18 protein-coding genes are annotated in these 21,878 nt (G+C 51.5%); 7 read left to right on the forward strand and 11 right to left on the reverse strand.

Annotated features, from left to right (window positions below; genetic code table 11):
* Window positions 1–4: 4 nt before the first annotated feature.
* The 6 genes from NIZ92_RS17685 (at window position 5) to pgi (ending at window position 6,287) form a co-directional block, all read left to right on the forward strand.
* Window positions 5–1,345 (forward strand): nitrous oxide reductase family maturation protein NosD, encoded by a 1,341-nt coding sequence (locus NIZ92_RS17685; protein ID WP_254002366.1) that lies wholly within the window; start codon window positions 5–7, stop codon window positions 1,343–1,345.
* Window positions 1,329–2,240 (forward strand): ABC transporter ATP-binding protein, encoded by a 912-nt coding sequence (locus NIZ92_RS17690; protein WP_254002367.1) that lies wholly within the window; start codon window positions 1,329–1,331, stop codon window positions 2,238–2,240. The genes NIZ92_RS17685 and NIZ92_RS17690 overlap by 17 nt, the downstream gene beginning before the upstream one ends.
* A 3-nt stretch (window positions 2,241–2,243) precedes the next feature.
* Window positions 2,244–3,074, forward strand: coding sequence for an ABC transporter permease (locus NIZ92_RS17695; protein ID WP_247966331.1), 831 nt, complete (start codon window positions 2,244–2,246; stop codon window positions 3,072–3,074).
* Window positions 3,071–3,586: a nitrous oxide reductase accessory protein NosL gene (locus NIZ92_RS17700; RefSeq protein WP_035270162.1), complete on the forward strand. Its 516-nt coding sequence runs from the start codon at window positions 3,071–3,073 to the stop codon at window positions 3,584–3,586. The genes NIZ92_RS17695 and NIZ92_RS17700 overlap by 4 nt, the downstream gene beginning before the upstream one ends.
* Window positions 3,587–3,618: 32 nt before the next feature.
* Window positions 3,619–4,626: an FAD:protein FMN transferase gene (locus NIZ92_RS17705; protein ID WP_254002368.1), complete on the forward strand. Its 1,008-nt coding sequence runs from the start codon at window positions 3,619–3,621 to the stop codon at window positions 4,624–4,626.
* Between the two features lie 89 nt (window positions 4,627–4,715).
* Window positions 4,716–6,287 (forward strand): glucose-6-phosphate isomerase, encoded by a 1,572-nt coding sequence (gene pgi / locus NIZ92_RS17710; protein WP_254002369.1) that lies wholly within the window; start codon window positions 4,716–4,718, stop codon window positions 6,285–6,287.
* A gap of 302 nt (window positions 6,288–6,589) precedes the next feature.
* On the opposite strand, the gene NIZ92_RS17715 is transcribed toward pgi, so the two are convergent.
* On the reverse strand, window positions 6,590–7,690 hold the full coding sequence (locus NIZ92_RS17715) for a hypothetical protein (protein WP_254002370.1): 1,101 nt from the start codon (window positions 7,688–7,690) through the stop codon (window positions 6,590–6,592).
* Between the two features lie 35 nt (window positions 7,691–7,725).
* On the opposite strand from NIZ92_RS17715, the gene NIZ92_RS17720 reads away from it, so the two are divergent.
* Window positions 7,726–8,979, forward strand: coding sequence for a hypothetical protein (locus NIZ92_RS17720; RefSeq protein ID WP_254002371.1), 1,254 nt, complete (start codon window positions 7,726–7,728; stop codon window positions 8,977–8,979).
* A gap of 836 nt (window positions 8,980–9,815) precedes the next feature.
* Here NIZ92_RS17720 and NIZ92_RS17725 read toward each other — a convergent pair.
* Genes NIZ92_RS17725 through NIZ92_RS17770 form a run of 10 tightly spaced genes read right to left on the reverse strand, consistent with a single transcriptional unit; the run spans window position 9,816 to window position 21,787 of the window.
* Complete coding sequence (locus NIZ92_RS17725) at window positions 9,816–11,363, reverse strand: LTA synthase family protein (RefSeq protein ID WP_254002372.1); 1,548 nt, start codon at window positions 11,361–11,363, stop codon at window positions 9,816–9,818.
* Window positions 11,353–12,126: an SDR family oxidoreductase gene (locus NIZ92_RS17730; RefSeq protein ID WP_203145385.1), complete on the reverse strand. Its 774-nt coding sequence runs from the start codon at window positions 12,124–12,126 to the stop codon at window positions 11,353–11,355. Before NIZ92_RS17730 ends, NIZ92_RS17725 begins: the two co-directional genes overlap by 11 nt.
* Window positions 12,113–13,591: a glycosyltransferase gene (locus NIZ92_RS17735; protein ID WP_115634509.1), complete on the reverse strand. Its 1,479-nt coding sequence runs from the start codon at window positions 13,589–13,591 to the stop codon at window positions 12,113–12,115. Before NIZ92_RS17735 ends, NIZ92_RS17730 begins: the two co-directional genes overlap by 14 nt.
* Before the next feature lie 15 nt (window positions 13,592–13,606).
* On the reverse strand, window positions 13,607–14,692 hold the full coding sequence (locus tag NIZ92_RS17740; RefSeq protein ID WP_021447224.1) for a glycosyltransferase: 1,086 nt from the start codon (window positions 14,690–14,692) through the stop codon (window positions 13,607–13,609).
* The gene (locus NIZ92_RS17745) at window positions 14,689–16,005 is read right to left on the reverse strand and encodes a glycosyltransferase family 4 protein (protein ID WP_254002373.1); all 1,317 of its coding nucleotides are present in this window, start codon (window positions 16,003–16,005) and stop codon (window positions 14,689–14,691) included. The genes NIZ92_RS17740 and NIZ92_RS17745 overlap by 4 nt, the downstream gene beginning before the upstream one ends.
* A gap of 5 nt (window positions 16,006–16,010) precedes the next feature.
* Window positions 16,011–16,991, reverse strand: a complete 981-nt coding sequence (locus tag NIZ92_RS17750) for a polysaccharide deacetylase (RefSeq protein WP_088451892.1) — start codon at window positions 16,989–16,991, stop codon at window positions 16,011–16,013.
* Window positions 16,988–17,944 carry a polysaccharide deacetylase gene (locus tag NIZ92_RS17755; RefSeq protein ID WP_254002374.1) on the reverse strand — a complete coding sequence of 319 codons (957 nt, stop codon included), beginning with the start codon at window positions 17,942–17,944 and terminating at the stop codon, window positions 16,988–16,990. Before NIZ92_RS17755 ends, NIZ92_RS17750 begins: the two co-directional genes overlap by 4 nt.
* A gap of 32 nt (window positions 17,945–17,976) precedes the next feature.
* A complete protein-coding gene (locus tag NIZ92_RS17760; protein WP_254002375.1) occupies window positions 17,977–18,810 on the reverse strand; it encodes an ATP-grasp fold amidoligase family protein in 834 nt (277 codons plus the stop codon).
* A gap of 21 nt (window positions 18,811–18,831) precedes the next feature.
* A complete protein-coding gene (locus NIZ92_RS17765; RefSeq protein ID WP_254002376.1) occupies window positions 18,832–19,782 on the reverse strand; it encodes a glycosyltransferase family 4 protein in 951 nt (316 codons plus the stop codon).
* A 1-nt stretch (window position 19,783) separates the two neighbouring features.
* Entirely contained in the window at window positions 19,784–21,787 is a 2,004-nt protein-coding gene (locus tag NIZ92_RS17770) for a glycosyltransferase (RefSeq protein ID WP_254002377.1), read from the reverse strand.
* Window positions 21,788–21,878 lie beyond the last annotated feature (91 nt).

The following is a 21,878-nucleotide window of genomic DNA, read 5'->3' on the forward strand; positions in this document are numbered from 1 at the left end:
TGACATGACGCCTTTCTGCCTGCTCCCTATCCGTGCACGATGCCTCAGCCCAACCCTGGTGCTGAGGCTGGCCTTCAAGCCGCTTACGGTCCTGGCCCTTACGGCCAGTGGTCTGGCTGCGCAAGCGGCCACCATTGAAGTGCCTGCCGATACATCGCTGCAAGCCGCTATCGATGCCGCCCAAGCCGGTGACATCCTGATGCTGGCTCCCGGCACGTATCAGGGCAACATCATCGTGAACAAGCCCTTGACGCTTCAAGGTCCCAGCAATCGGCAAGCCGTATTGATGGGCGAACGTGAAGGCCGCACGGTGTGGGTGCAGGCGGAAGATGTGCAGATACGTCAGATTACCGTGCGTAATTCCGGCTTGAGCCTGCCCGACATGGATGCAGGCATATTCCTGGATAAACCCGCCCATAACGCCCTGATTGAAAACAACGACATCCTCGACAATCTGGTGGGGGTATATGTCTGGGGGCCCCACAACGCGCTGGTGCAACACAACACCATCGTAGGCAATAAAGAGCTGCGTCTGAATGAGCGCGGCAATGGCGTGACCGTCTGGAACTCCCCCGGCTCACGCATCTTGTACAACGATATTTCTTGGGGTCGCGACGGCATTTTTTCCAATACCAGCCGCGACAATGTTTTCAGCCACAACCGCTTTACCCAGCTGCGCTATGCGGTGCACTACATGTACACCAATAACAGCGAGGTCAGCAGCAATGTTTCCATAGGCAATGACATTGCCTATGCCCTGATGTTTTCGCAGTTCCTGACAGTACGTGAAAACATCAGCATCAACAGCACGCATCAAGGCTTGATGCTCAATGCCGCTCAGCAATCGACCATTACTGACAATATCGTGGACGGTGCCGAAAAAGGCGTCTTTCTCTACAACGCCAACTTCAACAAGATCTCCGGCAACCTGATTCAGAACACACAGATCGGGGTGCACTATACCGCCGGTTCCGAGGGCAATGAGATCACGGAAAACGCCTTCATCCAGAACCAGAATCAGGTGAAGTATGTGGGTACCCGCTACCTGGAGTGGTCCAGCAAGGACCGGGGCAATTACTGGAGCGATCACAGCGCCTTTGACCTGAACGGTGACGGCATTGGTGACACCGCTTATCGCCCCAATGGCCTGATTGAACAACTGGTGTGGCGAGCCCCTTCGGCCCGCGTGCTCTTGAACAGCCCCGCCGTTTCCATTGTGCGCTGGGCGCAAACCCAATTTCCTGCCATTTTGCCCGGCGGCATCATCGATAGCGCACCGCTGATGCGTGCGCCCGACAATCCCGTCTGGGAGCGCTACAAGGCCAATCATGACTCCATCCAATAACTGCACGGCCCCTGTCGCGCTGGCCAAGGTCAGCAAGCTGTATGGCCAGCAGCGTGCCGCCAACGCGGTGAACTTCGAGCTTTACCCTGGTCAATGCACGGTACTGGCTGGCCACAATGGCGCAGGCAAAAGTACTGTCATCAAACTGATTCTGGGCCTGATCCGCGCCGACGAAGGCAAGGTCACGTTGCTGGACCATGACGCCGGTTCGTCCCAGGCTGCCCGACTACGGGCCCATATCGGTTACTTGCCCGAAACCGTCGCCCTGCACCCCGCCTTGACCGGCACCGAAACACTGGCTTTTTACGCTCGTCTGAAAGGGCTGCCGGCCCGTGACAACCAGGCCTTGCTGGCACGTGTCGGCATTGCACAAGCGGCTCACAAGCGCGTGGGTACCTATTCCAAAGGCATGCGCCAACGCTTGGCACTGGCTCAAACCCTATTGGGCAAACCTCGTGTGCTGTTACTGGATGAGCCCACCACTGGACTGGACCCAGCCTCCCGTCTGCTGTTCTACGAAATCGTCCAAGAACTGCGCGATGCCGGGGCCACCATCCTGCTCAGTACCCACGCTCTGGCGGAGATGGAACGTCTGGCAGACCGCATCATCGTGATGCAACAAGGACGCAAGATTGCCGATGGCACCTTGTCCGAATTGCGCCAACACGCTGGCTTGCCGGTACGTATTCGCCTGACCGTGGAGCAAATCCCCGATTCTGTTCCACAGCACTGGAATGCCATCGGTGCAAATCGCCTGGAACGTCATTGCACTGAAGCCGAAAAAATCCAGATTCTGCGCGAAGCGCATGCCATTTCAGGATTAACCGACCTGGAGCTGGAATCCCCCGGTCTGGACGAGTTGTATGCGCACTTTTTGAAGCGCGAGGATTACTAAGCCATGAACCCTGTCCTGATCATCATCCAAAAGGAAGTGCGCGACGGATTGCGCAATCGTTGGGTACTGGCGGTCACCCTCTTGCTGGCCGCACTGGCTTTGTCTCTGGGCTTTCTGGGCAGCGCCCCCACGGGCAGCGTCAAGGTAGATCCGTTGACAGTCACAGTTGTCAGCCTATCCAGCCTGTCTATTTTCCTGATCCCGCTGATTGCCATGCTGCTGTCCTACGACGCCATTGTGGGCGAGATCGAGCGCGGCACCATGTCCTTGCTGCTGAGCTACCCCGTCCATCGCTGGCAGGTTCTGGTCGGTAAATTCCTGGGCCATGCCCTGATCCTGAGTCTGTCCACGGTGGTGGGCTACGGCCTGGCAGGCATCACCTTGCAAGTGGCACATGGTGGCCTGGACTTCAGCGTCTGGACGCCCTTTCTGGCCATGATGGGGGCCAGCGTTCTGCTCGGCGCCAGTTTCCTATCCATGGGCTATTTCATCAGCACCCTGGTCAGAGAGCGGGCAACGGCGGCAGGTCTGGCCATCGGTATCTGGCTGTTCTTCGTGGTGATTTATGACATGGCCCTGCTAGGTATTCTGGTTGCTGATCAAGGCGCCATGATCACCGCGTCCTGGCTGAACATCATCCTGCTGTTCAACCCCACTGACGTGTACCGCCTGCTGAATCTGACCGGGTACGAGAATGTCGCCATGTTTGCCGGCATGGCCGGTTTAAGCGAGCAGGCTCGTCTGCCCGCCAGTGTGTTGATGAGCGTTCTGCTGCTGTGGATCGCCGTGCCTTTTGGTCTGGCAAGCCTGGTATTCAAAAGAAAAGCACTATGAAAAAACTGCGCACTCTTCTGTTGCTGTGCCTGGGTCTGATACTGGCTGCCTGCGGCCAACCGGAACAGGTGCAAGCCCCGCCGCCTCCCGTCGTCCAGATCCCACAAACGGCTGTAGGCCATTACTGCGGCATGTACCTGTTCGAGCATCAAGGCCCCAAAGGGCAAATCCTTCTGCGCGAACGCGAAGCGCCGCTCTGGTTCACTACCATACGCGAGGTCTTTGCCTACACCATGCTGCCTGAAGAATCCAAGGCCATTGCCGCCACCTATGTGCAAGACATGGCCCAACGCAATCAGGACGGCCAGTTCCCCGACCAAGCCTGGATACCGGCACAAGATGCCTGGTATCTGATCTACAGCCGCTACACCGGTGGCATGGGCACCATCGATGCCCTGCCCTTTAGCCAGGAGCAGGCCGCCAAGGACTTCCAGCAACAGCATGGCGGCCAAGTAGTTCGTTTTGCCGAGATGCCGGAGAACTACATCTTTGGTGCGGTCGCGCTGCCTTGAAACGCCTATCTTCCTGATCCCAGGTATTTGCCATGACTTCTACTCCTGTTTCCCGTCGTCGTTTTATCGGTATCGTGGCCGCGACCAGCGCCCTGACTTGCGTGCCCTGGGCCGTCAAAGCGATGCAAGCAGCCACTACCCCACTCAGCTCCTGGCAAGGGGTGGCTTTAGGTGCGGACGCACAACTGCATATTCACCATCCCGACCCGGTTTTCGCACAAACCCTGATCGATCAGGCCCTGTCCGAAGTGCGACGGCTGGAGCGAATATTCAGTCTGTATGAACAAGACAGCGCCTTGCGCCGCCTGAATCGCGATGGCTATCTGAAGCAAGCCCCCGGCGATTTAACGCGGCTGCTGCTGGAATCACAGCGCCTGAGTGAATTAACGAACGGGGCCTTTGATCCAACCGTGCAGGTGCTCTGGGAGCTGTATAGCCAAGCAGCCCAACGCAGCGCTAAAGCTTCCATCCCTGATGCCGCCGAGATTAGCCAAACACTGCAGCAAGTCGGCTACCAGGCCATCCACATTCAAGGTGACACTGTCCTGCTACAACACCCCAGCATGGCCCTGACCCTGAACGGGATTGCTCAGGGCTACATCACCGATCGCATCACTGAACAGCTGAAACAGGCAGGCCTGGAGCACGCTTTGGTCGATATGGGCGAGATACGCAGCCTGGGCACGGCTCCGGGAAATCGTCCCTGGCGCGTCGGTCTGGCAGGCGATCAAGCAGAACCAGCCAGCTTGTTGAATCTGGATGTACACAATCAGGCAGTCAGCACCTCGTCAGGAGCAGGCACAGCACTTAGCCGGGATGGCTCCGTTACCCATCTGTTCAACCCCGCCAATGGTCAGGCCCGTCCTTTGTATCGCAGTGTCTCTGTCGTGGCCGGAAATGCCACCATTGCCGACGCCCTGTCCACAGCCTTTTCCTGGATGTCGCCACCAGAGATAGCTCGGGTACTGGCTGGCGATCCTGGTTTGCAGGCATGGGTGCTGCCCTACGATGGTGATCAGCTAGTACGGATGCACTCGTAAACACCAAGACAAACCCGCTTACCGGCAGACGCTCAAGCCCGATAAAGCCTCGTACAATGGCGGTTTCGTCTACTGCAGGCCAAAACCCCATGCCCCTGAACGCTGAAACCCTTCCCTCTGCCGCCCCTTTACCCGGTCTGCCAGAATGGACCGGGTTTTGCGAGGCAGCACACCAGTCTGATCGATACGCGTTGGACCTGCATTGCCTGAAAGCCGCAGGCTTGCAAGTGGACTTGAGTGGACAGCGGCATTCGCCGGAACTTCAAGCAGCCGGAGCCGCTCTTTTAGCAGCCCGCCATTTCAACACGGCACGCAAGCAGTTGCTAAACGGCGGCATCGTCAACGGCACCGAACAACGCGCCGCCTGGCACAGCGCCCTGCGCGCCCCCGCCCCCACGGCGGAAGTTGCCAAGGAACGCGAGCGTATGAACGAATTCGTGCGCGTCGCCGACTCCGAGCGCCGCTGGCGCAACATAATCCATATTGGTATTGGTGGCAGCGACTGGGGCGTGCGCCTGTCCCTGGCGGCCTTTGGCTATCGCCACAGCTGGCGCAACGTACGCTTTCTGGCCAATATCGACGGCCATGCGCTGGAACATGCCTTGTCGGGCATGGACCCTCACGACACTCTGATCGTGATCGCCTCCAAATCCTTCACCACGACCGAGACTCTCAAGAACGGACAGCGGGCCCTGGAATGGCTGCAAGCCGCTGGCGTTGCCAACCCCTACGAACAAATCGTTGCGGTCACCGCCCGCCCTGAAACGGCCTCCAACTGGGGGATTCCACAAAAAAATGTCTTCCAGTTCTGGGATTGGGTAGGTGGCCGCTTCTCCCTGTGGTCGGCAGTCAGCTTAACCACGGCCTTAGCGGTTAGCAGTGACGTGGTGGCCGGCATGCTGTCAGGCGCTGCAGCCATGGACCAGCATTTTCAGGAAGCCCCCATCGCCTCCAACGTGCCCGTGCAAATGGCACTGGCTGGCGTGGTCAACCGCAGTGTGCTGGGTTATGGCTCACTGAACATTTCCCCCTATGACTTCCGCCTGGGCAATCTGGTGCCCTACATTCAGCAACTGGATATGGAGTCGTTGGGCAAGTCCGTCACCACCAGCGGTGAACCGGTTGGAATCGCTACCGGCGCAGCCGTCTGGGGACTGGCCGGAACAGATGCACAACACACCTTCTATCAGTGGCTACACCAGGGCAGCGATGGCGCTCCTGTGGACTTTATTGTGTGCCAGCAGGCGGATCACAATCAGGTCGAGCACCATAACCTGCTGCTGGCGAACTGCCTGGCACAGCGCGAAGCCCTGATGCGCGGCAAGACCTACGAGCAAGCCCTGGCCGAGTGCGAACAACAAGGTCTGGGCGAGCAGGCTGCCGAACTGGCCCACCATCGCGTGCACTCGGGCGGCCGCCCTAACACGCTGATCGTATTGCCCCGCCTGAACCCCTTCTCGCTAGGCGCCTTGCTGGCCTTGTACGAGCACAAGATATTTGTGCAGGCCTTGATCTGGGGGATCAACCCCTTCGATCAGTGGGGGGTGGAATACGGGAAAGTATTGGCGAATGGAATTTTGCAGGAGCTGTCGGGAGAGAAAGAAACTTCTACTGAGCATGATGCCTCTACCCGGCATTGGATAGGGGCTTTCAAGAACTGACCTTGCTCACTCTCCTACGCACGTCCTACGCCCTGTTGACACTATTCATACAAAATTGAATCGCATCCGTGATGCGTTTATAGCGCCAATGGTTGATACGGGTGGACATCGAAACGCTGTGTCTGAATTCAAACATCGAGACAGGGCACACAAAAAAGTCTCCCGAGCCACCGTAGCGAGAATGCTAAAACGAGCATACCATAGCGTTAATTTAAAAATGCCAGTGATATTGAGCGTGCGGATTTTTTTAAGTAAAAAGAAACCGCACACAACAGAGAAAACGACACTAAACTTAAACCATACTAAACATATATTACAGATGAGACGATTTTATTCTTCACCGCTTCGTATCGGTTGACATTGACAGGGCTACTCAGCGCTTTTTTTGCAAGCAATGCGTGAGCAAAAGCAGAGTCTAACTGCCCCTTCTTCTCAAAGACCAAAGACAAATGATGATTAGTATTTTCATTGTTAGGAGCAATCTCCCAGGATCTTTGTAAATACTCGAAAGCGCCATTCAGATCACCCTTATTATGTAAGTAGGCACCAATACGATTAAGCCCAAACGCGTATTGAGGGTAACGACGGACAAGCTCATGCATATAAGCAATTTCTTCAGGCTGGTTGATGGTCGGACTAAAATAAGGAAGTGGCTCAAGGTCTTCCTCGGTCAAAACATCTGCAATCCTTCCTCGTCCAGGAAAATCCAAATCAAGGTTCAAAAGCTTTTCCATGCCATATGCCAACCCCATAGTATTCGTCATGTGAACAGGTATGTTATGCGTGGATCCAATATGAGAACCTATTTCCGTCTTTGAACCGAGCAGCCGCCTCAGCACCAGCCCAGAGTACGCGTCACTCACATCAAATTCACCAAATACAATTGCGTATTTTCTACCGACCACACCAAAATCAATATCAGATATATCTGTAACTCCGTAACCTTCAGATATTAAATGGTAGTTTCTAAGACTAATGGTTTTTGGAAGATTAAGCGGTGTGTTTGTACCAACTACAATACAGTCAACAGGCACGGAAAAATTTTTTGCACTGGAGTAAAGTAAGGCTCCATGACCTCCCATCGAGAACCCAAACAACCTAACTCGGCTAAATCCATATAGACGACAAATAGCATTTACTAAGTTCGCAAAACCCTCGAATGATTCGGCGATCGAATTTGTCGAGAACCAAGGCAGCGGCTCTGTATACCAATTATCAATGGGCGCATTGATAAAGAGTACGTTTTTCTCAAGCGCAGCAAATGTTTTATAGAAAAAAAACCTATTCGGCTTCACGCCAAAACATCCAAATGACACCACTAGATTGGGGTCTTCCACGTTTGCAATGACTAGCTCGACATTCCCGCCTGCTGCCTTGACCGCCGCATCAATGATACTCTGCATAACACACTTGTCCGTACAACTACAAAAATAGATTTATGTCTTTTGATACTCCAAACTACACGCGGCTCAACACGCCCATATACCACTTCACCTCAGTCGAAGAGGCGGTCCCGAATTTCAGCCACGAGGGATTGTACTCCATCAACATAGGGCACCCTGACCTCCCTCTAGACCTACTTGTCAAAAATTTTAACAACACTCGCAAAGACACTGTAATCATCGCTTTCGCAGGAGCAGTCCCAAACCGACAACAAAAATCACCTCCCTTTTTTGAGTTCACTGGCATCAGCCAGCAGCTGAGCAGTAGCGTGCCCTTCATCGCAATCGCTGACCCCAGCCTCTACATGGATCAAACGCTAAACCTAGCTTGGTATGCTGGTAATAAATATCTACCTGACCTGCAGCAGCAGATTGCACGGCTATTGGACCTAATTGCTGAGTTTTATGGGTGCAGACTAGTTCTACTCGGGGCCAGCGGAGGAGGGTTCGCGGCGCTGAATACACTTGCAATACTGAGCACTGACAATGCTTCTGTGTTCACCTGGAACCCTCAAATCAAGATAGCGAATTACGAGGCTTGGGCGGTAAAGAGATATCTATCTACTTGCTTTGAGATCCCCTCAGATGAAATGCTTACTCACGAAAACCTGGAGAAAGCTATCGCAAAGATTGGAGTTTCCGGCGAGGCTCAGCATAAGAGGGGTAAAGGAAAAATTGTTTATTTCATAAATGATACCGACATACCTCACATATTCCGTCATATGAAAAAATATTTCCAAGCGGCAACGATGGAAAAAATAAATGACCAGAATTTTCTATCTGGAAATACTTTAGTTCACATAGGCCATTTTGGAAATGGGCATGCCGGACCCAGCAAAGACATCGTTATTGAGGCCGTTAACGACGTTGTGTCCGACAGGCACCCTCTGGTACATAAGTGCCTTGGATACAAAGCACCACGCCCCCCTCTCTGGCTTAACCCCCAAACTAGCTACGAACTAAGGGATAGCGGCCCGGAATACTACCTTTTTGACCATAAACTAATATGCATCTTCCCTCTTCGACAATACGGCTCATACATTATTCGTTGGCTCGTCTCCGATCAGCTATTAGGCACACAAAAGCAATTTGACTGGGGAACTAACACCCTACTCGCTCTTGACCTTAAGCATTTTTCGAGTTCGAGCAAACTGACATCTGTGCTCGAAGTGGAAGGCTTATTTGGCAGAACCAAGATATACACACGGACCTTAGATATTTCACTCGTCCAACCACTCGTCGCCTTATAACGCCAAGCCTCTGAAATGGGCGCCTCCACACAGAGCATAATGCTTCTCACCGCCCCCCACCGTGTCAGCGAACCTCATCATCACCAGATAGTGTTGTCCCGCTAGCCCAGCAATCAGAATAAAAACCCACAGAAGTGGGTTTTTATTCTGATTATTACACTGGGAACAGGCCCTTAAGCTTTGATATGGCTGATATTCCGGATACAGTATCCGATCTCCTTCGCAACTATATTTTCCATCCTTGTCAGGTCCCTCATACTCCTACAACCGGCTAGAATCGAAACCGTCATTAATTGCAATAGTGAATAATTTCCTTACTTATTATTACACTCCGCACTCGAATATAGCCGGTTGATTTAGCATGTGCTTGGACTACTTAATGAGTTGACAACGACAGGGCAGTATCAGTTCATCGTGATGGGTGTATAGCCGATGTCAATCGTATATTCACTAACAGATTATTTCCCTTAACCGCACTCGATTCGATGGACTCTATTGGATACGGAGTCTGAGCAAAAAAGTATGCCCCAGGCATAGGCCAAATGCCAGTAAGTTGATGAAATGAGTTTGTTGAGGTTGCATACCGGCTGTCCTTACTCCAGTTCGCTGCTGTCCATTACTCGCTACAACTATCGGAATAACACATCTCTCCCCTTGAATTAGCACCTACAACAATACTGTTGTCAACAAAAGTGTCTCAGAGTCGATTCTATCGTTTCTCCTATTTAATACAGGGGCAATAGCGATGCAGTAAAGCATAACAGCCTGGCAGATAATGTTGTTGACTAATACTAACGCTCACAATAGGTTTGTCGGGATTCCAGCAGACGCAGCACCTAATTACGCAGCACTCCGCTAAAACACATCCACTCCCGCGCCAGGTCATGAATCGCCGCATCCCGATGCGGCGTTTTTGTCTGGCTCCCTGCGGAGTTCCAGATAAAGTAATCCACATCCCCACAAGGAGTACCCAGCGCCGCGTAGACCGAAGGCATGATGGGAACGTGGTCGCCATACCAGCACAGGCTGGCAGGCCTGTCCGACGAGATCAAGGCTCCGCGCAGACGTGTCAGCATGGCATCGGCATTGCGGATATGGCGCAAGTAAATCGTCAAGTCTTCACAACCTTGCGGAGGTGGCTGATGGTACAAGGCCTCGACATCACCCACTGCAACCTTTTCCAGATGCAAAGGCCCGTGATTCTCCATCGTAATCACATGAGTGAATACCGGCCCTGTAGCCTGCTCCAGCACACTGGCGACTTTATCCGCCACCGCCAAATCGCCAATATAAGGGCCGGTGCGTTCCACATCAGCAAAAGCCTTGATGTCCAGAAACTCATCAAACCCAAACAGCGGAAACACACGGTTGCGCTGATAAAAGCTGGCGGGATAAGGGTGAATACAAATCGTGCGATAACCTTGCTGCTTCAACCAGGAAGCCAAAGTCGCCACAGACCATCCCGCACATACTGCACGATAGGGGTTGAAGCGGTGCACGCCCAAAGCGCTGTTTTCAATACCGCTTAAGAAGGAAAACTCCGAGCGCACGGTGTTCGCCCCCCAAGCCGGGACCTGCAAGTATCCGCTGGCAACTGCTTCGGCTTTGAAGCGGTCAAACTCCGCCAGAATCTCTGGCCGAATTCCATCAGAAATTCGCCGGGCATCAAAGAAGGACTCGCTTTGCACGGAAACCAGATGAGGCAGATCCCCGGAGGAATCCGCACCGGACAAAACAGACGCAGACGTTGGGGCAGCATTTTCAAAAGGGGAGGACAAGCTGGGGCGCTCTCGCCCTTGCTGCCAGTAACGCCAGAAGCTGGCTAACAACCCCAAGGCCTGCACGTCCTGCTCCGGTGCAATCTGCACCATCAAACGCGCACTATTGCCCCAAAGCAGCAAGCCCAGACTCAGCACAGCCAGCAGCGCCAAGGCTCCCCATTGCGCTGTCCAGGCAGCCCGCAAGGCAGGCACGGCTTCCAGCCACAAGCCAATCGTCAATGCGGCAATAAAACCCGCTGCTGCCAGAAAGAACTTCCCCCACCCCAGAAAAGGAATGTAGAGCCGAGGGTGGCGAATCGCATCCGTGAAATACTCGTAGTCCTGAAATACAAAAGCTTCACGCAAGGCCTTGAACTTGGCATTGCTGACCACGACCAGCAACAGGAAAAAAGCGCACAGCAAGGCCGTGGCAAAGACAGGCCGTCCCAGCAAAAAAACCAGGGCGACATATGCCAAACCGTACAGGCCTATGTGCAAGGCCCAGGCCGCTGCAGGACGACGCAAGCTGGCTGCTGTTTGCAGAAAACGCTCCAGACCGACTGTCAGGGCCAGTCCCGACACGGCAGCCAGGATTGCAGTCCAGAATCCGGGCTCAAGCGTCATAACCGATCTTGCTCAGAATAAATACAGACACCCGGGCGGGCAGCACGGCGAGAAACCAGCAACCAAGGTTCAAAGGGAACGGAAAACTGATACGCGCTTTATTGGCTTTCAGGCCACGGGCAATACGCTTGGCTGCTCTTTGCGGGGTCCACAGAAACGGTTTGGGGCCCGGCATGGCATCGCACATGGGCGAGCTAACGTAGCCTGGCATCACCACATTAACCTTGATTCCTTCCGGAGCCAGCCAACCACGCAGACCTTCACCATAAGCTTTGACCGCCGCCTTGCTGGCGCTATAAGACGGCGTGGTGGGCAGACCAAAGTAAGCGGCCAAGGAGCTCATCAAGGCGATCTGACCGCGCCCTTTCGCCCGCATGGCGGGCAGCACAGATTGCACGACTCGCAGCGAGGCCTTCACATTGATATCCAGCAGCAGCTCGGTATCTTCCCAGGCCTCCGGCTCGCCATTGGGACCTACATGGATATTCATACCCGCATTCACGATGACCAAATCAAAGGCTGCGCATTGCGACAACCAGTCATGCAAGGCATCCAGATCACGCAAATCCATCTGATGCGTCTGTACCTGCGCACCCGCCTGTCGGCAGCGCTCAGCCAGAGGCTCCAGAATCGCAGCATTGCGACCATGCAAAGTCAGCTTTGTACCGGGCTTGGCGTAGTAAAGCGCCAGCTCGCCACCAATGGCACTGGTGGCACCGGTAATCAGAATCCGTTCCTGCTCTGCTGGTTCAGCTACGCCCACGCGCTCTCCTTTCTTGGAAGGACCAGTACAAAACCATGCCAAAGCCTACACAAACCGTCGCATTCAAAGGAATCAACAAGTAATTGCCCATGCGTATGGCCACATACAGGGCCAATGCCGAATACAGGAAAGTGAACACCTCACCAATCAGCAAATAAAGATTGATGCGGGGCTGTCTAGCCACCTTCTCGCCCTCCCCTTTGGGGGTACGATTAAATTCCCCGTAGACCTTGAAGGCGGCTCGCACACCACCGACAAAATAATACCAAGCCATGGGTGGGAACATGGCGACATACAAGTAGGTATGCCACAAGGTACCCAACACGCCCGGCCTGTCATCAAAACGTGCTCCCTTGCGGGCACCAAAAGCATTATTCAACGCCCAGACAGCGACCAGCAAAAAGAATAGCGGCGCGCCCCACTGCAAGACGACATGATCAAAATTCAGCAAATAATTCAGCGGCAGGCTTAGCAAGATCAAGGCATAAATCGACGCCAGCATGACCGATGAAAACATCATGGAAAACGCATGCATGCGTTTCATCAAGGGCATGTCCTGCTGCCACATCTGCCCCAGATGCTTGAAGGCACTATGAATCAGCCCCCGCCCCCAGCGCTCCCGCTGCACACGGAACGCGCTGATGTTCTCGGGCAAAGTGGACATGGACACCACATCGCGCAAATAAGCGTATTTCCAGTCACCAAACTGGGCTCGATAGCCCAGGTCCACGTCCTCGGTAATGGTAGAGGCATTCCAGCCCCCCAGGGCTTCCACGCAAGCGCGTCGCCAGACACAGGAACTGCCACTTAGCGAGGCCATGTCCCCATCTTCACTCAGCCCCACCGTCACATACTGCTGGTGGCCCATCTCCATGGCCTGAAAACGGGTCAGAAAAGAATGGTCGCGGTTCTCATAGCCAATACCCGTCTGCAAAAACCCCAGCTTCTCGTCCTTGAAAGGAGGGATCGTTTTCTGCAGAAAATCGGCAGGCGGCAAGAAGTCCGCATCGAAGATCGCAAAAAACTCGCCCTGGGAATGCTGAATGCCATGCACCAGATTCCCGGCCTTGTAGCCTGCACGATCAGCACGCTGAATGCGGCGAATGGGCACACCTTGCCGAGCACACTGATCCACCTTGTTCTGGGCCAACAGCGCAGTCTTGTCTGTTGAGTCGTCCAGCACCAGAATTTCCAGCGCGGACACCGGATAATCCAGACGACAAGCCGCATCGATCAAACGCTCGACAACAGCGGCCTCGTTATAAATCGGTAATAAAACGCTGACCTTGGGATACCAATCCTGCTGCAAGGAGGCGGACGTCTGCACCAGCTCGCTTAGCTTACGACGCTCCACCCGTCGCGAGATCAGCAGTACCCGCAGTTCCAGAACCACGTACAGGGCAAAGGCCCCCACAACCAACAAGAACAGCGCCTGAATCAGGTACGCAAAAATGCTCACAATCATGGAAACAAGCGCACCCTAGAAGCCGACCACATCAGCCAGCTCCTGGAGGCGATGCTCCCAGGTGTGGAACTGACGCACATACGCCGCCCCCGCCGCCGCACGCTCGCAATCCTGTGCCGTGGGGCCCTGGCGCAGACGTGCAAACAACTCAGTGGCCTGCTCACGGGAATGCACCACGTGGCAGAAGTCACGGAAATAACGATCCACCGCACGACCGGGATTAGTCACCGCAATGCCCCCACTGGCCAGAATCTCCAGCAAGCGGCGCGAGCACATGGTGTCAGAATCCGTGACCGAGTTCACGTTCAGGCACATCACATGTTCTTTGTAGATACGCCCCGTCTCGCGGTGCGGAACCTGACCATGAACCTGCACATGCGTCGAGCGCGGAAAGCGGAATTCGATATGCCGGGACAATCTGTCGTGATTTCTGTCGTAGGCATTAAGCTGCATCTGCGCATCCTCACAGGCCCCGAAAATCATGTCCAGAAAACGCCTACGTTCACTCAGGATACGGCGGTAATAACTACCCGTAAAACACCCTTCCTTGCGTGTGAAATCAAAGCCCGTGAAGTTATGAAACGCAGGCTGATACGGCATGCTCAGGGTGTTCACAGGCACATCAGGATTCAAGCGAGCGCGATAGCGCGGCAGGCAATCACTGTCCGTGGTGAACACATAATCAAAGGCCTTGGCCACATCAATGAAGTGCTCGAAATACGCCCCGTCGTCCTTGTTCCAGAACACCGTGGGCACACCCTGATCCTTAGCGAACTGCACCAGCTTGTAAATCGTGCGAGGCGTACGCAAACGGATCAGTCGCGACTGCTTGGCCAGCTCGTAGCGCCACGCGCCACCCAGCCCATGAAACACGGACTCCACAAAAAGCAGATCAGGCTTCCAGGAGGAGATGACCTCCTCGTAATTGCGCGGGTTAAGAATACGGATAGAGCATTCGGCTGACAGGCAGTCTGCAGTGAAGTAGTCCGAGACCAAGGCTACTTTCAATTGCCCAAACTGCCCCGCGGGCTTGCCGTCTTCACTGACGGTTGGGTGCGTGTAGATGCGCGCCCCCAAAGCCCGGATTGCGCGACCAATCATGAATTAGCCCCGGCCGGCAAAGCATGCACCACAAAGTCAGCCCAACTACGACGCTGCGTGGCCTCTTCACGTGCCAAGGCACCATCCTGGGCCAACACTTCCGGACCAGCCTGAAACGTTTCCTCCAGCACACGAGCCAAGTCCTGCACATCCCCTGCTTTAAAAAAACGCACCGAACGACATGGCCCAACTTCGTCTTGAAACACCGGCAAATCCGGCACCAGAACAGGCTTGCCCATCGCCATCGCCTCAACCAGCTTGATGGGGGGCACAATACGGCACACCTCAAAGGGACGACGAGGAATACATACCAGCGCGGCCTTGGCCTGTAAGGCGCGAGCCTCCTCAGGCGAGACCCGACCAGCAAACAGCACATGCTTTTCCATACCCAGACTTTGCACCTGAGCCTGCAACTGAGCGCGCGCCTCCCCATCTCCAATAATGGTCAGGGTCACATCCTTGCCACGGCCAGCCAGATCCGCCACGGCGTCGATCAAGACATCCAGCCCTTCATAAACAATCAGGGAGCCAGCATAAACAATCGTGTTGGGCTGCACATCCTGGGCAGCGCCAGGGGTAAAGCGCGAGGGGTCGACACAATTGGGCATCAGGCCCATGCGTGCCGGGTCAACATTCCAATGCTCGCGAGCGTACTGCCCCAACTGCTCGGAAATCACAAACAGCCGGTCTGCCTGACTGGCAACCAGACCTTCCAGCTCCAGACCCTGCTTGAAGCCCTGCGAGTCACGGAACTCCGGCATGCGGGAGGCTCGGCTCAGCTCCCACAAACCACGCATTTCATATTGGAACGGAATGCCTAACTGACGTGCGGCGATCAAGGCTGGCAAGGCATTGACGTGATTGGAGGCAGCATGAATGACAGCAACGCGCTGCTTGATGGCTTCCTGAGCAATGGAGGCGGCAGCTTCTATGGCGAACTGCATGACGGGGCGCTTGTTGGAAGGACTGCGAGCATGTGCGTAACGCACCCCATCCACCAAAGTTTCATCCTGCTCGGCATCCACCAGTCTGTCTTTACGATCCCATGGATAGCCAGGACGAGTCAGCACGCAGATATCCCCGCCTGCCGCTTGCATGGCGCGGATAATCTCATGGGTTCGGGTAGTGTAGCCACTGATGTGATAAGGCAAGGCACTAGCCGGCACATACAGCAAACGTCCTGGCACAGGTTCGTAAGGTGTCTGGCGACGCTGACCGCGTCGGGTTTGCCGACGCACAGTAAACAAGGTCAAACGCCGGCTCAAAGCCATCCAAGGCTCGCGCACCAGCCCACGCCATAACTTAAAGAACATGTTCCTCAGGCCTTTTTCTGAATTTTATTGTCCGGTTCTGCCTTCAGCTCTGCCAATGACAAGTCCACCGTATCAGGCACAACAATTTTCCCGCGAGCCTTTAAATCCAGAAACTCTGCCGTCGTAATCACGTCATAGTCCTTAGTCAGACGAGCCAGCAATTTGCGATACCCCTCCATACGGCTATCGTCACGATATTCACCCAGACCGTTCTCGTCCCAGAACAACAAGGACCAGGAATGCAGCAAGAAAACCGCAAATGAAGGGTTGCCGCTAAGCGTATTCAACAACAACTGCCCCCACCAGGGGCGGAAGCGGAAATAGCTGGACTCTGGGTAAGTAAGGCGAGCCCACCATTCAGGCTTGCCTACCTTACCTAAAATCCGCTTCTCGGTCGTAGGCACTTCGATCACGCCGTTGGACCAAACAAAAGGATTATTTGTGGGTTTGCTGTAAACGCACTGATTATTGTGGACAGCGCATACAGAGTTATTGAAGGATAGAGGAATGCCCACTGCCTTCAAAGCACGAATCGTATCCGCATTCCAGCGGAATGAACCCGCCCGATGAGCCAGAACCGGCTTGCCTGTTACCTCGGACATCACACCTGCAAAGTGCCTGAACACAAACTCTGCACGGGCCTGCTCGGTGTACTGGTTCATATACTGCGGACGGTTCGACAAACCATGCTCTTTCCAGAAGCTGTCGGGCAAGTACTCCGGGTGGGTATGCAGTTGTACATCTTGGCCTTGCTCATCCAGCCAACGCACCACTTCTTTCAGCTCGTCAAGACGGGAGTAAGCCCCGCACAAGTCCGTAAAGAACACATGCTTGACGCCGAACTCGTCACCGATCTTGCACATTTCGGCCACCCCGGCCGTACCCTTTGGAAATCGCCCCCAGATCAGACGATTAACATGGTCGTCAGAGGCCCGCTTTGGCAGCGCCTCTGTGTCGACCGTAATCATTGCGTAGCGATCCCTCATACCTGTGTTTCTACCTGCTCTAAGTTAACTGTTCGCGAAAGACGGATTTTACCCCGCGCCTGCAGATCTAAAAAATCCGCTGTGGTGATCACGTCGTAATCCTTAACAACTCGTTGCAAGAACAGGCGGTAACCCTCCAGCAATCGGTCGTTGGTGTACTGGAAATGACCGTTTTCATCCAGGTCCAACAAGGACCAGGAATGCATCAACACCACTGAGACCTTAGGCAAGGACCACAAGGGATCCTTCCAGAAAGTCGTAGGCCGCGAACCATATTGAAAATAAGAAGACTCCGGATAGGTCAGACTGGACCAACGATCTGGTTTGGCATCTGACATACCGGGTGTAAAACGCTCTGTTACCGGGACTTCAATCGTTCCGTTCGACCAGGCGTAGGGTAAGCAATCACCTCTTCCCAAAGGGCATCGACCAAGTAGCGCAGCACGCATGGATTGATTAAAAGATAAAGGAATACCAACAGACTGCAAAGCTCGCATGGTGTGTGAGTTCCACCGAAATGAGCCAGCGCGATGTGCCAGAATAGCTTTACCAGTAATATCTGAAATTAACGCCCCAAAATGTCGCAAAATGAATTCCGCCCGCTCCTTATTCTGGTATTCATTCATCATCCTAGGACGAGAGCTTAGTCCAAACTGATCCCAAAAAACTTTAGGTAGAGTTTCTGGATGAGTATGCAGCTGTACATCCTGACCTTGCTGATCAAGCCACCTCACCACATCTAACATTTGCTCCTGCATACCCCAAGTAGCACAAAGATCTACAAAGAATACGTGTTTAGCCCCAAACTCACTCCCAATCCGACACATTTCACGAACACCGGCCGTTCCACCGGCGTATTCACCCCAAACTAAGCGTTGAACATGGTTACTCGAAGCTCGACCCTGCAACGCTTCCGTGTCAACTGTCAGCAAAATGTAGCGTCTATTCAACATCCAAGCCCATTACAGAAGTCATTGATCCTCGCTTAGATCTCGCTATCAAGATCAATATTCATTCGCTCCGCTTGCCAAAGCAGGCCACAATAAGCATCAAACTCATCCGTATACTGATAAATATCGCCGTAATATGCAGCTCCGGGAGTTAACGTAAATTCTCCAAAAACTGGGCCATCAACAGTAGCATACATATCCACCCGCACAAACGGCGTCTTTAACCTTCTTGAAAGTTTCCTAGCGGTTTGAACCAACTCCTTGGAACAACCAGGAACCCTTGCGACACCTTTATCTACATATTTCCAATCGCAAAGAATTCGCCCTCCCATACCCTCTGACTCAAACTCCCCTTTAAACCAATTAACGGAGCTTTTCCTTGTATTTCTATTATATTGAGCCACATAAACAACCTTATCCCCATAGCAAAAAAACTTATAATCATAGGGTATTTCATCTATTAGCTGCCCCTCTCCTGCTACCCATTCCTCAATAATTAACCCATACTCCTCAGAGGATTCAGAAATTGATTTATCGCGAAATTTATTTTGCACGGCCACAATTTCCGCCAAAGACACCTCTTTCCCATCCCTCTGATTTACGTAAACCCCCTCAACATTTTTTTTTAAAACCAACACCCCCTGAGAAGATGACAACGTTGCGGGTTTGCAAACAAATCTTTCAGGCAACTCAACAGACAACAGCTCCTCCGGACGCCTCATTAAATAGAACAACTTTGGAGTCTTTATACCAATTTCTTTTACAAAATCATAAGATTTAACTTTGTTTTCAACAAACCAAGGCACCCCTTCCTCTTTTCTGGAAACTCTCTTTTCCATTTTTTTTTTCCAGGAGTCCCAAGCACTCATAATGACCACCCAATCATGAAATCACAACAATTTTTTGAGCTTATCCGCAAACCCAAACATATCACCCACATCGACCAAATGTAAATTAGGATCACTAAACTCACCTATGGCCCCCACATCATAAGCGACTACCTTAAGCCCAGCACTTAAACACTCAGCAACGCTATAGCCAAATGACTCCCCTAAAGACGTACTACAATAAGCACCATTATGGCGCCTAATCTGCTGACATAAACGCCCCATCTCTTCGGATGACAAATTCATGAATAACTTAATTCTCCCGTCTACTCCATGCGCAAACGCTTCTGCGATAAAATCATCAGTCCTTTCTGAATCCCCCTCTAGGCTTACAACAAAAACACCTTGATATTCAGCAGGAAGGATTTTTAAAATCCTTAAAAAATCCTTTGGATTTTTCCCTTTGTCGAATCTCCCCACCCATAACAAAGGCACACCTTCGAATACTCGAACATCGTCAATATCATCTTTTATGGAAAATATATTTTTATTAACTATGTTTGGTCGTACTTGAACCTTATCATGATGCTCATATGGCAGCAGCTGAACCACAACTTCTCTTAAGTATGCACTAGGTACCCAAAATTCAGAAACCAGAGGCAAATCGCATTCCGAAATTTCGGACTCTATGACTTTCTCTGTAGATGTATGGAACTCATAAATTATTTTCCTTACCCCTGATTCCGAGACCGCCTTAACTAGTTTGGGTAAAGAGGTAATCCTCACCTCATCAAAATTACAAATTTTTGCAGAATATGCAACATAATTTGCCAAGCGATCTCCACGGACAATTTTTACATCCACATCAGGCAACTTCTCAAAGCTACTCCGCCCTCCTGCATCATTTCTAAAAACAAATGTATTTTTAGATGGCGAATCAAATAAAACTCTATTTTTATAAACTGTCGCCATACCACCCAAACTGCAATTAGGGTATACACTCAGTATATTCATATCAACCAAACACCCAATTCAATGTTGATTTTGCACGCTCTTTCCAATTAGCCGATTTCAAATAACGTTCTATATCAGCTAGTTTTGTGTCATTTATTTTTTCATCTAGAGCATCTTTAATTTTTTTAATTAAATCCTCTTTTGTTTTATAAACATAGGTAACTGGGCTCTCATTTACACTCCCCATATCCGAACTAACAACAGTTAATCCCACCGCCAAATATTCGAATAACTTATTTGGATCAACAGCTTTAGTCAGGCGTGACGGCTTAAATGGAATCAAACCAACTTTCCATGTTCTACAAATATCCAAAAACTCATCGTGTGTTTTTGGCCCCAGGATTTTTAGATTTTCTACAAAAGGTAAACCTTCCGGTGCGCCATGGCCAATAATTTCAAAATCAATATGAGGAAGAGCCCTAGCGGCAGCAATAACCCAAGGCCAATCAAACCATGACGGAGTTAAATGCCCTATATACCCTACCTTTTTAGAAAGCTGGCCACCATGCTCACCTATACGACCACGCCTAATATCTTCTGCCTTTTGAATAAACCCTTCCTCAACCGCATTAGGTATCACTAACGAAGTTGCAGGGTCTGCCCCCAAAACAATCATTTTGTCGCGCAAGGATGGACTAACAGTAATAATTCTATCGACTCGTTGAGACATATATGCCTCCAAACGAGATCGGTACCACACAGAATACCCAACCCGATTAAACTCCTCCATTTCATCTCTAACTTCATACAGAGTTTTCCAGCCGTACATTTTGGCGAAATCAACGGCTGCAATGGCAGAGGTATCTGGGAAAGAGCTACAAATAAATAAAATATCTATCCCCCTTAGTTTTGTAGCACCTTCGAGTAAAGTAGCGATAATCTCTCGATTAAATTGAAAAATATCATCTTGATACCTAATCTCGTTTTCCTGCACTTTCCCAAAAGGAAAAAACACTACGCAATATCCAAGTTTTGCATACTCTCTAGCAAGGCGATTCGGGCGCAGTCCAAGTGACGTATGCCCCATCAACGGAGCCGTGGTGTATAGGAATACCAACCCCTTACTAGCTGCAGCCCTTTCAAAGATTTCATCAATACGCCCTTGAACTGTTACTCGCTCTCCCCCATCCTCTTGGATCAAGTCAATATACGGCTCATCCTTCAAATAAACATCTACCTCATTTGACCAAGAGACAAGCGATATTCTGACAGTAGAACATTTTTTCGGAATACTAAGCTCAACAATAGTTTCAGCTATTTTCCCCGGATTAGCAGATAAATACTTATACGGCCCAACAGCAGGACTGATTGCCAACCCCTCATCGGGCATCAAAACGCAATTCTTCGCATCTAAATATTCAAAAGAAACTAGCGCAGAATTTTTTAGCCTATCTGATTTAGAAAATTTTTCCTCAACAAAAGAAAATATTTTCACAAGAGCTTTTCGTTGACAACTCAATTCTTTAATCAAAATATCGAAAACCTTCGGTTTTCTACTTAGTCTTTCACTCTCTACAGGTTTGTATCCATAAACATTTAACTCTACCTGCTTTCTTTCATCAACAGAGTCAATTTCCAATACTTTGTTCTTTGTTAACTTAGCTGTTGGTTTTTTTCTTAAAACAACAGAAATATTTTTATCCCATCCACGCAGCCCTAACCTAATTGATTTCACTCCTGCACCCACATTTAGATCAATATCTGTGGATACATCTTCGCTTTCATTTAATTCTAAATATTTATATGTACCAATCGCCGAGCTAACCGACAAAGCATTACCAGCAACTTCGACACGAGCGCCCTTCTCATCATAAAACTCAAAATGAGCAACCGCAGCCTTCTTTAAGTCCCCTCCTCTTCCCTTTATACGTTTAACGGCAGTCAAAATGCTAACCGTCACTTCGGAAGCACCATCCACAAAAAAATCAAAATACACACTATTCTTTTTTAGCGGTATCTCTTCTCTTTCTTTCAACCCAAATAATTTCTTTAACATTTGCATCATCGCCTATCTCTCAGCCCATGAACCAAGAAAAATTCGCCCAAACGCCATCGTTCAAAAGAACAGGAACACAAACCGAATACTTTAAATAAAG

The sequence above is a fragment of the Alcaligenes sp. 1735tsa3 genome, assembly GCF_024134565.1.
GTDB lineage: Bacteria > Pseudomonadota > Gammaproteobacteria > Burkholderiales > Burkholderiaceae_B > Alcaligenes > Alcaligenes phenolicus.

Excerpts from the sequence above, each read along its gene's own strand:
- NIZ92_RS17685 (WP_254002366.1), top strand. The coding sequence starts at position 5 with ATGACGCCTTTCTGCCTGCTCCCTATCCGTGCACGATGCCTCAGCCCA.
- NIZ92_RS17690 (WP_254002367.1), top strand. The coding sequence starts at position 1,329 with ATGACTCCATCCAATAACTGCACGGCCCCTGTCGCGCTGGCCAAGGTC.
- NIZ92_RS17695 (WP_247966331.1), top strand. The coding sequence starts at position 2,244 with ATGAACCCTGTCCTGATCATCATCCAAAAGGAAGTGCGCGACGGATTG.
- NIZ92_RS17700 (WP_035270162.1), top strand. The coding sequence starts at position 3,071 with ATGAAAAAACTGCGCACTCTTCTGTTGCTGTGCCTGGGTCTGATACTG.
- NIZ92_RS17705 (WP_254002368.1), top strand. The coding sequence starts at position 3,619 with ATGACTTCTACTCCTGTTTCCCGTCGTCGTTTTATCGGTATCGTGGCC.
- pgi (WP_254002369.1), top strand. The coding sequence starts at position 4,716 with ATGCCCCTGAACGCTGAAACCCTTCCCTCTGCCGCCCCTTTACCCGGT.
- NIZ92_RS17715 (WP_254002370.1), bottom strand. The coding sequence starts at position 7,690 with ATGCAGAGTATCATTGATGCGGCGGTCAAGGCAGCAGGCGGGAATGTC.
- NIZ92_RS17720 (WP_254002371.1), top strand. The coding sequence starts at position 7,726 with ATGTCTTTTGATACTCCAAACTACACGCGGCTCAACACGCCCATATAC.
- NIZ92_RS17725 (WP_254002372.1), bottom strand. The coding sequence starts at position 11,363 with ATGACGCTTGAGCCCGGATTCTGGACTGCAATCCTGGCTGCCGTGTCG.
- NIZ92_RS17735 (WP_115634509.1), bottom strand. The coding sequence starts at position 13,591 with ATGATTGTGAGCATTTTTGCGTACCTGATTCAGGCGCTGTTCTTGTTG.
- NIZ92_RS17740 (WP_021447224.1), bottom strand. The coding sequence starts at position 14,692 with ATGATTGGTCGCGCAATCCGGGCTTTGGGGGCGCGCATCTACACGCAC.
- NIZ92_RS17745 (WP_254002373.1), bottom strand. The coding sequence starts at position 16,005 with ATGTTCTTTAAGTTATGGCGTGGGCTGGTGCGCGAGCCTTGGATGGCT.
- NIZ92_RS17750 (WP_088451892.1), bottom strand. The coding sequence starts at position 16,991 with ATGAGGGATCGCTACGCAATGATTACGGTCGACACAGAGGCGCTGCCA.
- NIZ92_RS17755 (WP_254002374.1), bottom strand. The coding sequence starts at position 17,944 with ATGTTGAATAGACGCTACATTTTGCTGACAGTTGACACGGAAGCGTTG.
- NIZ92_RS17760 (WP_254002375.1), bottom strand. The coding sequence starts at position 18,810 with ATGAGTGCTTGGGACTCCTGGAAAAAAAAAATGGAAAAGAGAGTTTCC.
- NIZ92_RS17765 (WP_254002376.1), bottom strand. The coding sequence starts at position 19,782 with ATGAATATACTGAGTGTATACCCTAATTGCAGTTTGGGTGGTATGGCG.
- NIZ92_RS17770 (WP_254002377.1), bottom strand. The coding sequence starts at position 21,787 with ATGATGCAAATGTTAAAGAAATTATTTGGGTTGAAAGAAAGAGAAGAG.